The sequence below is a fragment of the Marinobacter manganoxydans MnI7-9 genome (assembly GCF_000235625.1).
GTDB classification, from domain to species: domain Bacteria; phylum Pseudomonadota; class Gammaproteobacteria; order Pseudomonadales; family Oleiphilaceae; genus Marinobacter; species Marinobacter manganoxydans.
The window spans coordinates 40436-54528 of record NZ_AGTR01000018.1 but is presented as its reverse complement, the minus strand read 5'-3'; the positions used below and the strand labels follow the sequence as shown (position 1 = coordinate 54528).

13 protein-coding genes and 1 riboswitch are annotated in these 14093 nt (G+C 59.2%); of the genes, 7 read left to right on the top strand and 6 right to left on the bottom strand.

The annotated features are described in order from the left end of the window. Positions 1 to 117: 117 nt before the first annotated feature. A complete protein-coding gene (locus KYE_RS05405; RefSeq protein WP_008171205.1) occupies positions 118 to 1209 on the bottom strand; it encodes a DUF3336 domain-containing protein in 1092 nt (363 codons plus the stop codon). A gap of 105 nt (positions 1210 to 1314) precedes the next feature. Beyond that, positions 1315 to 1407, top strand: a riboswitch (glycine riboswitch). Between the two features lie 163 nt (positions 1408 to 1570). Between KYE_RS05405 and KYE_RS05400 the strand changes: the two genes are divergently transcribed. Beyond that, positions 1571 to 2791, top strand: coding sequence for a D-amino acid dehydrogenase (locus KYE_RS05400; protein ID WP_008171203.1), 1221 nt, complete (start codon positions 1571 to 1573; stop codon positions 2789 to 2791). Here the strand turns inward: KYE_RS05400 and KYE_RS05395 are convergent. The 5 genes from KYE_RS05395 to KYE_RS05375 form a co-directional block, all read right to left on the bottom strand. Further along, positions 2772 to 4331: an FGGY-family carbohydrate kinase gene (locus KYE_RS05395; protein WP_008171202.1), complete on the bottom strand. Its 1560-nt coding sequence runs from the start codon at positions 4329 to 4331 to the stop codon at positions 2772 to 2774. The genes KYE_RS05400 and KYE_RS05395 overlap by 20 nt on opposite strands. Beyond that, positions 4321 to 5919, bottom strand: coding sequence for a glycerol-3-phosphate dehydrogenase/oxidase (locus KYE_RS05390; protein ID WP_008171201.1), 1599 nt, complete (start codon positions 5917 to 5919; stop codon positions 4321 to 4323). Before KYE_RS05390 ends, KYE_RS05395 begins: the two co-directional genes overlap by 11 nt. 26 nt (positions 5920 to 5945) lie before the next feature. After that, positions 5946 to 7550, bottom strand: a complete 1605-nt coding sequence (locus KYE_RS05385; protein ID WP_008171199.1) for an FAD-binding oxidoreductase — start codon at positions 7548 to 7550, stop codon at positions 5946 to 5948. Between the two features lie 121 nt (positions 7551 to 7671). Further along, complete coding sequence (locus KYE_RS05380; protein WP_008171198.1) at positions 7672 to 8334, bottom strand: transglutaminase-like cysteine peptidase; 663 nt, start codon at positions 8332 to 8334, stop codon at positions 7672 to 7674. Between the two features lie 8 nt (positions 8335 to 8342). Next, positions 8343 to 8993: a type II secretion system protein N gene (locus KYE_RS05375; RefSeq protein ID WP_008171195.1), complete on the bottom strand. Its 651-nt coding sequence runs from the start codon at positions 8991 to 8993 to the stop codon at positions 8343 to 8345. A 166-nt stretch (positions 8994 to 9159) separates the two neighbouring features. Here KYE_RS05375 and gspE point away from each other — a divergent pair, with 166 nt between their 5' ends. The 6 genes from gspE to gspJ all read left to right on the top strand — a co-directional run bounded on the left by gspE (position 9160) and on the right by gspJ (position 14087). Next, positions 9160 to 10668 (top strand): type II secretion system ATPase GspE, encoded by a 1509-nt coding sequence (gene gspE / locus KYE_RS05370; protein WP_008171193.1) that lies wholly within the window; start codon positions 9160 to 9162, stop codon positions 10666 to 10668. Between the two features lie 3 nt (positions 10669 to 10671). Continuing rightward, positions 10672 to 11883 carry a type II secretion system inner membrane protein GspF gene (gene gspF, locus KYE_RS05365; RefSeq protein ID WP_008171191.1) on the top strand — a complete coding sequence of 404 codons (1212 nt, stop codon included), beginning with the start codon at positions 10672 to 10674 and terminating at the stop codon, positions 11881 to 11883. 67 nt (positions 11884 to 11950) lie between these two features. After that, positions 11951 to 12403, top strand: a complete 453-nt coding sequence (gene gspG, locus KYE_RS05360) for a type II secretion system major pseudopilin GspG (protein ID WP_008171190.1) — start codon at positions 11951 to 11953, stop codon at positions 12401 to 12403. A 6-nt stretch (positions 12404 to 12409) separates the two neighbouring features. Further along, positions 12410 to 12940: a type II secretion system minor pseudopilin GspH gene (gene gspH / locus KYE_RS05355; protein WP_008171188.1), complete on the top strand. Its 531-nt coding sequence runs from the start codon at positions 12410 to 12412 to the stop codon at positions 12938 to 12940. Next, a complete protein-coding gene (gspI, locus tag KYE_RS05350; RefSeq protein ID WP_008171187.1) occupies positions 12937 to 13311 on the top strand; it encodes a type II secretion system minor pseudopilin GspI in 375 nt (124 codons plus the stop codon). Before gspH ends, gspI begins: the two co-directional genes overlap by 4 nt. After that, positions 13308 to 14087, top strand: coding sequence for a type II secretion system minor pseudopilin GspJ (gspJ, locus tag KYE_RS05345; protein ID WP_008171186.1), 780 nt, complete (start codon positions 13308 to 13310; stop codon positions 14085 to 14087). Before gspI ends, gspJ begins: the two co-directional genes overlap by 4 nt. Positions 14088 to 14093 lie beyond the last annotated feature (6 nt).

Sequence of the window (14093 nt, the reverse complement as noted above, 5' to 3'; positions counted from 1 at the left end):
CAGCATCCTCATGATTAGCGATAAACGTTTCGCGAAGCGATGATGCAATAGAATGAGAATAGTTCGGGATCCCAGGGTTATCTAGTTGGTTTACTGATTGGTAGGGCGGTGCTGTCTTTAGAGCGGCGTTGCAGTCTGCTCTGCGGTTTCCTGCTCCAGCTCTTGCTCCAGCCTGGCGATACAGCGATCGAATGCCCGGCTGATCCTGGTCTGGTCCTTGATCATGGCCAGCCGTGGCCATGTGGCCTGTTCACCGAGATTGATATACATCTCGAGATCTTCAGGGGTCGGGTTGGAGAGGACCTTTCGGTAAAGGGACGCCTTGGGCGGGAAATGGATGTTGATGTCCCCGAGGTATTGCTGACTGGTCATGGCGTAGGCCTGCTCGATGAGTGGCCGTGGCTTCTGCTGGGTGCGGGTGGGGGAGACGGAGATATTCAGTGTTCGGCCACTGTGCTCATAGGCTTCCTTGAAACTGACGCTGCCCAGATTGTGCTGGAGATGCTCCTGAAGTTGGCGTGGATCCATGGCATGGCCGGCCCTCAAGCCTTCCGTGACGCCGAGCCAGCGGAAGGCATTCAGGTGAATCCGTTCCGGATGGTTAAAGAACTCTGCCAGTTCCTTGTCGTTCCGTGTGCAGATGGCACCCGCCACGATGGCACCCATGCTGGAACCGGCCATGACATCCGGCAGCAGATCCTGTCGCCAGAGCGCCCGGGTGACACCGATGTGGTAAATACCAAAGGCCGCACCACCGCTGAGCATCAGGGCCGGCCGGCCATAGACCCGCTCGGCGTCCTGAAACATTTTCAGTTTTCGGGCGGTTGTCACTTCCGGAATAGGGTGGTCGCAAATGAATTCCATGGACGTCTCGACGGCATCCAGGAATTCACCCACCAACCGATTGGTGCCGCTGCGCGCCACGGTGTAAAGATCGGGATAGGATAATTCGCCCAGGTGACGGTAGAGGCTCTCCTGAAGGATCCGGATCAGTCGCCGCGTGTCGCCATTCTGCCGGCAATGGTCCATGAGGCCCATGTGCTTGCGCATCAGGCTTTCATGCAGCATCCCGGTCTCTTCCTGCTCGCGCCAGTCCAGCAGCCCGTCCATGTCATCGAGCGCGGTAGCGGCCTCGCACCAGTGCTCGTAGTCGTGGGCCTGTTCCAGTTGCTGCTGGAGCTGTTTTCGGGTCTTCAAGGCGTGTTTCATGCTTTTTACCTTAACCCATACGGCCCAAGCTGTGCAGAGGCTGGTTTCCTGGCTCCGGGTTATTTGCTATGTTTAGGCCCGTGGGTTGGGTTTTATTACCAATCAGACATGTCTGCGGGAGAGACTGAATCCCTTGCGATCAGCGCCGAAGGAGCAACTGCCCCGGAAACTCTCAGGCAAAAGGACCGCTGGCATGAATACTTTCCGAAGAGCTGTCGACAATCGCGTCAGTCGGCACACCGAAGGAGCAAACGACCGTTTTCGTTAAAACGGCTCGTGAATCTCTCAGGTCCCGTGACGGAAGGGGTGCTTTCTGCCATTTCGAGCAGGGAGGAAACCCTTGGCGCTCACGGAGATTGGAATGAAGCGAATCGCAGTAATTGGCGGTGGTATCACTGGTATTACCACGGCCTACACCCTTGCCAAGCGCGGGCTTGACGTTACGGTTTACGAGAAGCATCGCTATGCGGCGATGGAAACCTCCTTCGCCAACGGTGGACAGCTCTCCGCTTCCAACGCAGAGGTCTGGAACAACTGGCAGACCGTGATGAAGGGCATCAAGTGGATGTCCCGCCGGGATGCGCCACTGCTGGTCAATCCCAAGCCTTCCTGGCACAAGCTGAGCTGGTTCGCCGAGTTCATTGCCGCCATTCCCCAGTATGAAAAGAACACCACGGAAACTGCACGCCTGGCCATTGCTGCCCGTGACCACCTGTTTGCCTGGGCGCAGGAAGAAGGCATCGATTTCGACCTGAAGAAGCAGGGTATCCTGCACATCTACCGGGACAAGGCCGGGTTTGATCACGCTGAAAAAGTATCGCGCCTGCTGGCGGCTGGTGGCCTTGAGCGCCGGTCGGTGACCCCGGAGGAAATGAAATCCATCGAGCCGACCCTGGCCGGCAACTATTACGGCGGGTTTTTCACAGAGAGTGACTCCACCGGTGATATTCACAAGTTCACCAATGGACTGGCGGATGCCATCAAGCGGCTGGGCGTTAAAACCTGTTATGGCCACACGGTGACCGAGCTGAGCGCCGATGAGCGTAATGCCTGGGTGACCGCCCACGATGGCACCGAACAGTCCCGGGACACATTTGACGGCGTGGTGATCTGTGCCGGCGTCGGCAGTCGCGGACTCGCGAAAAAGCTGGGTGACCGGGTGAATATCTATCCGGTTAAGGGTTACTCAATTACCGTGGAGCTGGACGACGAAGCCTCGCAAAAGGCGGCACCGACCGTGAGTTTGCTCGACGATGCCACCAAGATCGTCACCAGTCGCCTGGGCGATGGCCGTTTCCGGGTTGCCGGTACCGCCGAGTTCAGCGGTTACAACCGCGATATCAAGGACGACCGCATCCGCCCGCTCACCCGTTGGGTTGAGCAGTGCTTTCCCGGAGTCTGTACTCGCAAGGTAGTGCCCTGGGCCGGCTTGCGGCCAATGCTGCCGAACATGATGCCAAGGGTTGGGCCAGGTCGCCTGCCGACCGTGTTCTACAACACCGGTCACGGTCACCTGGGCTGGACGCTCTCTGCGATTACCGCTGAGTTGGTCGCTGAGAGCGTTACCGGGGATAGCCGGTAATCTCGCGGATTTTCCGGTACAGGGGTTGAAGCTGAGGGTACATCTTCAGATAAACCTCGGAATACAGCCGCTGGTAAAGAGCCCGGGTTTCTTCGTTGGGATGAAAAACGTCGCCAACCCGGGTCATCTTCGCCACGGCGGTGTCGAAATCCGGATGCAGCCCTAGCCCGACAGCGGCATCAATGGCGGCGCCGAGCCCGGAGGTCTCATAGGTGTGAGGCCTCTCGGCCGGCAGCCCGAGCACATCGGCGGTGAGTTGCATCGCCGCATCGCTCTGTGAGCCACCGCCGGCCACTCGCAATTTCCTGATCTTCACGCCGCTTCGCTTCTCGATTTTTTCCTTTCCTTCCCTGAGCGCGTAGGCCAGACCTTCGAGGATGGCGCGATAAATGTGGGAACGGGTGTGAACGTCCCCGAACCCGATGATCGAGCCTTTCGCTTCCGGCCCCGGCTGGCGCACGCCGGGTGACCAGTAGGGCTGAAGCATCAGGCCCATGGATCCTGGTGGCACTGCCTTGACCAGTTCATCGAACAGCGCTTCCGGCTCGATACCTCGTTCCTCGGCCAGTTTCTGTTCTCTCAGCCCGAACTCCCGCTTGAACCAGCTCACCATCCAGAAACCCCGGTAGATCATGACCTCCGTCGAGTAATGGCCGGGCAACGCAGACGGATAGGGCGGCATCAGCCGGATCGGTTCGACGTAACGCTGGCTGGTGGTGTTGATGGTGGCAGTGGTGCCATAGCTCATACAGCCGATATCGGGTGTCAGCCCGCCGGAGCCGAGAATTTCGCAGGCCTTGTCGGAAGCTGCGGCGATTACTGGGAGGCTTTTTGCCAGGCCCAGGTGCTTGCAGGCTTCGTCGGTCAAATGGCCCAGTGTTTCGCCGGGTGCAACCAGCTCAGGCAGCATGGAAGGCTCGACTGGCATCGTCTGCCATTTGAAATCCCGCCGGCCGGCCCAGCGATGCTTTTTATAGTCGAATGGCAGGTATCCCACCTGGCTGCCGGTCGAGTCCCGGAATTCTCCAGTGAGTCGGTAGTTGAGATAGCCGGACAGCAACAGGAAATGCCGGGTTTTGGCCCAGATCTCGGGTTCATTCTGAGCGATCCAGTTGGCCTGGGTTTTTTCCCGGAACCGGTTGATAGTGTCTGCCAGACGGGCAACTTTGAACAGCCATCCCCAGGGCCCTTTGACGGGGCCTTCTACCCTTGCATGGCGCTGGTCGAGCCAGATGATTGCCGGACGTAGAGGCTGTCCATTTTCATCCAGATTTATGACGGTGCCGCGCTGGGTGGTCACGGTAACGCCGGCAACCTGATCCGGTGTCGCGTCTGTGGAGCTCCAGAGCAATTGGCAGGCTTCCGCGAGCTGCTCCCAGAAGTAGTCCGGGTGCTGCTCGGCCCAGCCGGGCTCTCTCGAAAAATAGGGCTCTATTTCCTGCTTGCCTTTGCCCACCAGATTGCCACTGGTATCGAAGAGCAGCGCCCGAACGCTCTGGGTGCCATTGTCGATGGCCAGGATGAGCGGCTCAGCTGGCATCGGAGGCCTCCTGCGGTGGCAGCGAATAGGCGTTGTGATAGATCGACAGATAGCGGGCCTGTTCCTCCTCCCAACGCTGGTCAGCCCAACCAAGCAGCGGCTGGCAGTGGTTACGAATCTGCGGGAGAAGGGCTTCGCCGGCATTCGGTAGTACCATGCCTAACCGCGTTCGTCGCAGAAGCAGGTCATCCAGATGCTGCACATCTTCTCTCCGGCACGCCCAGCAAAGCTCCGCCCAGAGCAGGTTGGAAGCCCGATTTGGAGTGACAGGCTCCAGTGGGCCCGAAGCAAGCAGTTGATCAAGCTCGGGGCCATAGAACCCCTGCAGTCGCTGCCAGCACTGGTGGCTAATGGTGGCTGGCCTTGAGGGGTGATCTGTGCCCTGAAACACCGGTTTGGATGCGGGCCGCAGAACCTTGCTGGCGTCTTCTCCAAGCCCCTGGACGAGTGCCTCGCGGGCGATGACCCGGAAGGTGGTGAGCTTGCCGCCGGCAATGCTGACCAGCCCCCGATTCACCCGAAGTGCGTGTTCCCGGTTTTCCTTGGACGGCGCCTTACCCGTACCATCGGTTACCACCGGCCTTACACCGGCCCAGGTTGAAAGGATGTCGCTTCGGGTAATGGGGCTGCCCGGAAACAATCGTGAGGCGATTTCAAGCAGGTAGGCGGTCTCGGATTCAGAAATCACCGGCTCCTGATCCAGGTTTCCCTCATGGTCGATATCGGTGGTGCCGAGAACTGTAGTGCCCAGCCATGGGAAGGCAAACACCGGGCGGCCATCTTCCGGATGAAACAGGGAAACCGAACAGGACACCGGCAGACTGGACCAGGGCAGCACCAGGTGGCTGCCACGCAGGGGCCGGATGTGCATGGTGTCTTCAGAGGTCTCGCTGGACTGCAGCCGATCTGCCCAGGCACCGGTGGCGTTGATGACCAGGGGCGCGAAGACCTCAATGGGCGTATCGTTTTCCTCTGCTTGAATCAGCAAGCCGGATACATCGCCGTTGCTGCGCTTTATTTCACCGGCTCTTGTGTAATTCAGGCACATGGCTCCGTCCCGCCGGGCTTCGGCAATCAGGCGCAGGACCAGGCGCGAGTCGTCGGTGACTGCATCGGTAAAACCGCTGGCGCCGGCGAGTTTTTCGCCCGTCAGGCCCGGCACCCAGAGCATGGATTCGGCCGGGGTCAGAAAGTGGCGGCTTCGGTTGCGGGCAATAAAGTCGTAAACCCGAAGCAGTGTCTGGAACAGGCGCGGTCCGGGGAACTGGCCTTTAAAGTGTGGCATGATGAAGCGCAGGGGCTCAATTAACCCCGGTGCTTCCGCCATTAACCGTTCCCGCTCGCGCACGGCGTCCCGGGTAAGACCGTAATGCCCGCTGCCCAGGTACCGAAGGCCACCATGCACCATCTTTGAGGACCGGCTGGAGGTACCCCAGGAAAAGTCCTTCTGTTCCACCAGAAGCGTGCGCAGCCCGCTGCCTGCTGCTTCCCGGGCCACGCCAGCGCCGGTAATTCCGCCGCCGACCACCACCACATCAAATTTGTTGGTCCCTGAGCGCAGCGCATTGAGAATGTCAGTCCGGTTCATATTGGGGCTCCCTTTGGGCGTTGCGCTCATTTGACCAGTGTTTCCGGGTTCAGGATCGCGTCGGGGTCAAAGGTGCTGCACAGGGAGCGGATGGCAAGCATTCCCAGTTCCCCTTTCTCCACCGGCAGATAAGGGGCGTGATCCTTGCCGACACCGTGCTGGTGGCTGATGGTGCCGCGGTTGTTCACGATCAGTTCGGACGTGGTGGTCTTGAGTTTTTGCCAGCGGGCGAGCGTTTCCTCGTAGCTGTCGCCCACCCGGAACACGTAAGTGGTGTAGATGCTGCAGCCCTGGCTGTAGAAATGGGACAGGTGAGTGAATACGTGGGTGTTCTCCTGCTGGTCGTTCAGCCCCTCACGAAGATTGGTCTCGATCAGCCCCAGCAGATTGTCGGCGTTGTCCCAGTCGGTGGCGGTTTCGAGAGTGTCTACGGCGTACCCCATCTGCCAGAGCGCCTCCCTCAGATAGGGCATGGTAAAACGTTTGGCCGCCCATTTGTCGCCGAGCCGGGTGCCGGTATAGACGCCGTTTTGGGCCTTGCAGATGCTGCGGGCTTCTTTCAGGGCATTACGGGTCTGGCGTCGGGTGCCGGTGATGCCGAAGGTCATCATGCATTTGCCGGTACCCGCGCCACGGAGCGAAAGAAAGCTCTCGAGCATACCAATCAGTTTGGGGTGGCCAGCCAGGGCCAGCTGGGTTTCGGTTTCCACTGCATTACTGAGCCTGAGCATGGACAGCTGGGTGCGGTTTTGCACCAGCCGGCGGCTGGTCGTCCGGGCGCTTTCCCAGTCCGGGAAAAAGACCACATGGAAACTCTCATGTTCGGGCAGCGGGGTTACCCGGACCTTCACCTCGGTGATCAGCCCGATACGGCCCTCAGAGCCCAGAATCATTTCCCGGATATCGGGGCCGGCGCTGGAGGCCGGTATAGTTGGCAAGGTGAGGGTGCCTTGCAGGATTTCGACGCGTCCACCCGCAAAGAGCTGTTCAATGCGCCCATAACGCAGGGACTGCTGGCCACTGGACCGGGAGGCCACCCAGCCGCCAACGGTGGACAGCTCGAAAGACTGCGGAAAATGCCCGAGGGTATAGCCGTGGGCCCGGAGCTGGGATTCCACCAAAGGGCCCGGCGTACCCGCGCCGAACGTCGCGATCTGGCTTTCCGGATCCAGATCCAGCAGGCGATTCATCTTGCCCATATCCACGGTCAGCACCGGCTTGCCCCTGTCCAGCGGGTTGATATGCCCGGCCACACTGGTGCCACCACCGTAGGGGATCAGGTGAATGCTCTGGTCGGCGGCCCAGGCGAGCAGGGTTTGAACGTCGTCGCTGGTGGTGGGGAGGGCAACGCCATCGGGAAACACACCAAACTCGCCACTGCGCATCGCCAGCCAGTCCGCAAGGCTCTGGCCACGGGCATGGCGCACCCGCGCTTCCGGGGCTGTATCGATCAGTGGTTCCAGCTCTGCTGGCGGGTTGAGGCGGGATTCCGGCACTTTGGCGCAGACTGACTCCAGGGTGGCGTCCGCAAGCGGGCGGCCGTTACCGATCCGCGCAGCCAGGAAGTCCTGACCCTGTTCCGGCATTGCCAGATTGAATCCTTCGTCACCCCAGCCGTTCCAGCGTCGCATGTGTCTCATTCTCCCGGTTAAAAACAATGGGGCGCATTCTAGCGGGTCTGCGCCTTCTGAAGATGTCGCTTGGCGCCAATGGCGCTGTCATTTGCCGCCAGCCGATACGTTGAAATAGAGCTCAGGGCCGGAGTGATTCGGTCAGCCGGCTGTTGAGGTCCTGCCACCGTGAGAGTTTGCCCGCTTCGCCGATCCGGGTGCGCGCTCCGCCGGACTGGTTCAGCCAGAGGCCTTCACCGTTGAAGCTGTAAACGGGTTCAAGATCAGTACGTTGAGATGCAGGTTTAATGTCATTTATCAGGTTGTCCAGAATCAACGGATCGGCGTCTGGCTCCGGGTACCACGCCAGCACCATGTGGGCCTGGTTCAGTTCCAGCGCTTTGACATACACGATCCGGAGCTGATCATCGGGCACGCCCATGGACTTGAGGGTCAGGTATTTGGCAATTGAGAAATCCTCACAGTCACCACCGTTGGTGGTCAGCAGTTCTACCGGGGTTGCCCAGTAGTCTTCCTCGCCCCAGTGGCGGATATCGCTGACAAAGGTGACTCGATTGAAGAAGGAGTTCACCAGCCGGAGCTGTCGGTCGATGGGGGCATTTGCGGCAAGAGCATGCAGGCGCTGCCAGTTTTCCAGACGCTGGTGGGCTTCGGTTCCGAATTCTTCCTGAACATAGTTCATCAGACGGGAGCCCAGCTCGAAGGCACTCACAAGAGAGACCACGAGCAATAACGCAGGCAGAAGAGTGGAACGGCGGCGAATCTGAAGGGCGGCCGTTTCCATAGCGCGCCTCAGTTATTGTTCCGTAGGCGTTCCCTGAGCTGCTCAAGGCGCCGGCGGATTTCCTCCCGGCGCTGCTCATCGCTGGTGGCGGAAGCGGGCGCTCTCGAGGGTGAGGGGGATGCAGCCTGCTGGACGGCGGGCGAAGGCTCTGCCTGCTGGTCGGCCGTAAAGGATATGCCGCTGCGGTCTTCGGATTCCGGGAAGTAGAGGTTTTCGAGTTTGCCGGAACGTTCAATGATCACCCGGTTCGGATGTACCGAGCGCAGTGTGGCATTACCGGGCAGTTCGTCACCCACCAGGTAGGCTTCGGTTTTACTTTTGTCATCTTCGATCAGCGCGCTGCCCGGGAAATCACCATCCGCGGCCAGTACGCCCCGAAGGAACAGCCGGAGGTTGGTTTCAGGGAGATTCTCGGTATCCATTTCTACCGGCTCGCTTTCGCCGGATGCAGCTCCGAACAATTCCAGGGAGGAAAGGTCCACGCTGGGTGGCTCGCGACCGGCGGCCGGGTCGGAGACCAGTGGCTGCACGTTATCGTACTGTCCCTGCTGGCCTTCCATTTGCCAGAAACGGTAACCCTGCCAGGCTGTCAGGGCGACCATGGCCGCCCCTGCCACGAGCGCGAGAATCAGGGGAAACCGTTCATTGTTTAGGAGCATTGATCATCCTGAATGCAAGTTTGTGGGCCGGGAAAAAGCTCACAGGTTATCAGACTGCAACGTTTTATTGGGAGTATAGTGTATAGAGTTATTCAGCGGGTCCATATCCTGTGGTAGCCTTTCTGAATTAGTTGAATCGAAAAGGGTTTCACGAACGAGGACGACCTTGACCACAGACACTGAACTTCAGCCGCAGGATGCTCCGCTGGGCCGTCTTCCGTTTACTTTTGCCAAGCGCAACGGAGTAATCCTGACCCGTTCGGACGCCGGCGAGCCGGTTATTCTGGTTCGGCCCGGTGCGTCCCATTCTGCGCTGGCGGAAGCGAACCGTATCAGTGGCGGTCGTGCCCGTTTTGCCACCATCGATCCGGACCGTTTCGACCAGGCCCTGAATTCCGCCTATCAGAACGATTCTGCGGAAGCGATGCAGATGGTGGAAGGCATCGGCGATGACATGGACCTGGCCTCACTCGCTGACTCCGTGCCGGAAACCGAGGATCTTCTGGAGCAGGAAGACGATGCTCCAATCATCCGTCTGATCAATGCCATTCTCACTGAAGCAGTGAAAACCAGCGCCTCGGACGTTCACATTGAAACCTATGAAAAGCGCCTTGTGGTTCGCTTCCGGGTGGATGGTGTGTTGCGTGAAGTGGTAGAGCCCAAGCGCGCACTGGCCCCGCTGCTGGTGTCCCGGATCAAGGTTATGGCGAAGCTGGATATCGCTGAGAAACGGGTGCCCCAGGATGGCCGTATTGCGCTGAGGGTCGCTGGTAGGGAAGTGGATATTCGTGTGTCGACCATGCCGTCTTCTAGCGGTGAACGCGTGGTTCTGCGTTTGCTCGACAAACAGGCAGGTGCCATACGGCTGGAATCCCTTGGCATGGCGGGGCAGGACCTGAAGGTTCTGCGCAAGCTGATTTACCGGCCTTATGGCATTTTGCTGGTCACTGGCCCGACGGGTTCCGGTAAGTCCACCACACTCTATGCTTCGCTCCAGGAAATCAACGATCGTAGCCGCAACATCCTGACTGTTGAGGACCCCATCGAGTATAACCTGCCGGGCATCGGCCAGACCCAGGTGAATACCAAGGTGGACATGACCTTTGCCCGGGGTCTTCGTGCCATTCTGCGTCAGGATCCCGACGTGGTTATGATCGGTGAGATTCGGGATCTGGAAACGGCAGAAATTGCCGTACAGGCGAGTCTGACGGGCCACCTGGTCCTCTCCACGTTGCACACCAATACCGCCGTTGGCGCGATTACCCGGCTTATGGATATGGGTATCGAGCCCTTCCTGATTTCATCAAGCCTGGTGGGCATTGTTGCCCAACGGCTGGTTCGGGTTCTGTGCAAGGAATGCCGGGAGCCGTATACACCTACAGAAGAGCACTGCGAGTTTCTGCAGCAGGATCCCGCCAACCCGCCCACCATTTACCGGGCAACCGGCTGTAGCCATTGCAACCAGCTCGGTTACCGTGGGCGTATTGGTATCTATGAGGTGGTGGAGATCTCCGAGGAAATCAGTTCTCTGATCCACAAACGTGCCGGGGAGCTGGGCCTGGAAAAGGTGGCTCGCCAGCATGGCCCGAGTATTCACGCAGACGGCGTGCAGAAAATCCTGGATGGTGTGACCACGGTGGAAGAAGTACTCCGCGTTACGCACCGGGGTCAGTAAACCATGCCAGCATACGAATACAAGGCGCTCGATTCCCGAGGCAAGCAGAAACAAGGTGTCGTGGAAGCCGATGCGCCGAGAGCCGTTCGCCAGCAACTTCGGGAGCGAGGCCTCACGCCGCTGGCCGTCGAACCGGCCGCCGAGAAACAGGCCAGGAGCAATCCCCTGGGCAGCCGGGGTTCGCTGGCCGCGGCCGATCTTGCACTGGTTACACGCCAACTGGCAACCCTGATCCAGTCCGGCATTCCCATCGAGCAGGCGCTCTCGGCGGCCGCTCAGCAGTCACCGAAACCCAGAATACGCAGCATGCTGATCGCCATTCGCGCGAAAGTCATGGAAGGCTACACCCTGGCGGACAGCCTGGGTGAGTTTCCCCGGGCGTTCCCGAGGCTGTACCGGTCTACCGTTGCTGCGGGTGAGCACGCCGGCCATCTCGATCTGGTTCTGAACCGGCTGGCGGATTACACCGAAAACCGTCAGGAGGCTCGCCAGAAAATTCAGCTGGCGGCCATCTACCCCATCATTCTCAGTATCGTCGCCATTGCCATCGTCGTGTTCCTGCTGACCTACGTGGTGCCGGATATCATTGATGTGTTTCTGAAGCAGGGGCAGGAGCTGCCAACGCTGACTATGGCCATGCTTGCGGTGTCGGAATTTCTGGCGGATTACGGTGTCTATCTATTTATACTGCTGGTCGCCGCATTGATGGTGTTCCGCTTTTTCCTGACCAAGCCCGGGTTTAGACTGCGGTTTCACAAACGTCTGTTACATCTCCCCTTGTTTTCAGGGATGGTTCGTGGCGTTAACACTGCCCGCTATGCCAGCACCCTCAGCATACTGACGACCAGTGGCGTGCCGCTGGTAGAGGCAATGCGCATTGCCGGTGAGGTGTTATCCAACGATTTTCTGCGGCAGGAACTGCGGGACGCAGCCAGAAAGGTCAGCGAAGGCGGCTCATTGCACCGTTCCCTCGATCAGACCGGGTATTTTCCGCCGATGATGCTGCACATGATCGCCAGCGGGGAGGCCAGTGGTGAGCTGGACAGCATGCTGGAACGAACCGCGCGCATGCAGGAAAACACCCTCCAATCAAAGATCGCTGCGATTGTGGGGCTGTTCGAGCCGATGATGCTGTTGGTGATGGGCGTGGTGGTGCTGATCATCGTGCTGGCCATCATGCTGCCGATTCTGAATATGAGTAATCTCGTGGGATGAAACCCGCGCCGGAGTGTCAGTTGACGAGCCCGGACCAAAGCAATCCATGCCAATAACGAGTGAGACAATGACGACCAAGAACCTCAATTCACGCAACCGTAACCGCGGCTTTACCCTGATTGAAATCATGGTGGTGATGGTGATCCTGGGCCTGCTGGTGGCCATCGTGGCTCCAAACATCATGGGTCGGAGTGACCAGGCCAAGGTCACCGTGGCGGAAACCCAGTTGAGCAACATTGCCAATGCGCTGGACCTTTATCGCCTGGATAACAGCCATTATCCCTCCACCCAGCAGGGTCTTGAGGCGCTGGTTTCCAAGCCAAGTGGCAGCCCGGAGCCCAAGAACTGGAATTCCGACGGTTACCTGAAGAGCGTGCCGGAGGATCCCTGGGGTTCTGAATACCAGTACGTAAGCCCGGGTACCGAAGGTCCCTACGATCTGTATTCCTATGGCTCTGACGGCCAGGAAGGTGGCGACGGCGACGCTGCGGATATCAGCGTCTGGGACACCGAGGGCTAAATCACTGTGCAGATCAGATCCCGACAGACCGGTTTCACCCTGATTGAAATACTGGTGGTCCTGGTGGTTGTGGGTCTGCTGGCGTCCCTTGCGGTATTCACAATGGGGGGAAGCTCCCAGCAGCGTGAACTGGAAAACGAAGTGCGGGAGTTGTATCTGCTCATGCAGACAGCCTCCGAGCAGGCGGTACTCAATAACCTGGAACTGGGCCTGAAGCTGGAAGAAGACGGCTATCAGTTTGTGGCCTTTCAGGATCAGACCGGGGACTGGAAAGCCTCTGGCGAGCGCATGTTCCGGGCCCGAAGCCTGCCGGAGTGGCTCACTGTCACCGAGTTCATCGAAAGCGACGCGCCCAGGCTGGCATCATCCGAAGATACCCTGTTGCCGGACGTCGTTTTTTTCTCCAGTGGCGAGACAACGCCGTTCGAGCTTGAGTTCACTATCGGAAACGGGTCAGACACGATGCACGTTCTGGCCTCGGATGGGGCGTCGCCCATGGACTGGCGCAAACCGGGCGATGAGGGGAGCAGCGGGTGAGGACGCAGAAAGGGTTTACCCTGATCGAAGTACTCATTGCCCTGCTTGTGTTCGGCCTGATTGCAACGGCTGCGGCCGAAGTTGGAAGCCAGTACATTTCCAGTTACGAACGGGTTCGGGACAAAACCCTGGCGAGCTGGTTGGCAGATAACCGAATAAACGAAATTCGACTGCAGGAAAACATTCCGGGCATCTCCGAGAACTCCAAGGATACCGACTTCGGGCCGTATCGTTGGCGGGTGACCACCGCGATTCTTGCAACCGCCGAGGCGAAGATGCGTCGTGTGGAGGTTACGGTTGCCCGTTATCGCGAGGAAGGCGCGACGCCGGAGCCGATCCATACCCTGTCGGCTTTCGTGGGGGCACAATGAGGTTCCCGTCCGCACACAGCTGCCATCCGCAACAACGTGGTTTTACCCTGCTGGAGGTTTTGATCGCGGTTACCATCACCGCCGTTATCGGGCTTGGCGTTTGGCAGGTTATCAACGGAGTGGTCAATTCCCGCGATCGGGTGAACGAACTGGCGGAACAGTTCGACGGTTTGCAGCGGTCCATGCTCCTGCTTGAGCGGGATATCATGCAGGTGGTCAACCGGCCGGCCAGGGACATTTACGGGGATTTCCAGCCAGCGCTCTCCAGCCGTGCGGACGACTTTTCCCTGTTGCTGACCCGGCAGGGCTGGCGTAACCCCCTGGGCATTCGCCGCAGTGGCCTGCAGCGTGTCGGTTGGGAATATACTGGCAGCGAACTGCGGCGCCGGTACTGGCCCATGGTGGATCAGGGCCAGGAAGATGACAGCCGCGACGTGCTGCTGCTGGAAGGCGTAAAGCGCCTGGAAATAAGGTTTCTGGATGCCAACCGGAGCTGGCAACCGCAATGGCCAACCGATGAGGTGATGGCCGGACTGACCCCGGGTAGCCGCCCTGATATTCCACTGCCGCTGGGCATGGAAGTGACTCTGGAACATGAGCGTTTTGGAACGCTGGTGCGGACCTTTGCATTACCGGATTTTGATCCGGCCGTTGCCCAGGGTGCAGTAAACCAGGCCAACCAGGCTGCCAGCGAAGCGGAAGAAGAAAGCACAGAAGAAGAGGCTACCGGAGAACAAACCGGAGAGAATACCGGTGCAACGGGGCAGGGAGGCTAGGTAGCG

Bases quoted from the DNA above. Each gene is read 5' to 3' on its own strand.
- gspG (WP_008171190.1), top strand. From the start codon at position 11,951: ATGACGACCAAGAACCTCAATTCACGCAACCGTAACCGCGGCTTTACC.
- KYE_RS05380 (WP_008171198.1), bottom strand. From the start codon at position 8,334: ATGGAAACGGCCGCCCTTCAGATTCGCCGCCGTTCCACTCTTCTGCCT.
- KYE_RS05385 (WP_008171199.1), bottom strand. From the start codon at position 7,550: ATGCGACGCTGGAACGGCTGGGGTGACGAAGGATTCAATCTGGCAATG.
- KYE_RS05375 (WP_008171195.1), bottom strand. From the start codon at position 8,993: ATGCTCCTAAACAATGAACGGTTTCCCCTGATTCTCGCGCTCGTGGCA.
- gspF (WP_008171191.1), top strand. From the start codon at position 10,672: ATGCCAGCATACGAATACAAGGCGCTCGATTCCCGAGGCAAGCAGAAA.
- KYE_RS05400 (WP_008171203.1), top strand. From the start codon at position 1,571: ATGAAGCGAATCGCAGTAATTGGCGGTGGTATCACTGGTATTACCACG.
- KYE_RS05395 (WP_008171202.1), bottom strand. From the start codon at position 4,331: ATGCCAGCTGAGCCGCTCATCCTGGCCATCGACAATGGCACCCAGAGC.
- KYE_RS05405 (WP_008171205.1), bottom strand. From the start codon at position 1,209: ATGAAACACGCCTTGAAGACCCGAAAACAGCTCCAGCAGCAACTGGAA.
- gspJ (WP_008171186.1), top strand. From the start codon at position 13,308: ATGAGGTTCCCGTCCGCACACAGCTGCCATCCGCAACAACGTGGTTTT.
- KYE_RS05390 (WP_008171201.1), bottom strand. From the start codon at position 5,919: ATGAACCGGACTGACATTCTCAATGCGCTGCGCTCAGGGACCAACAAA.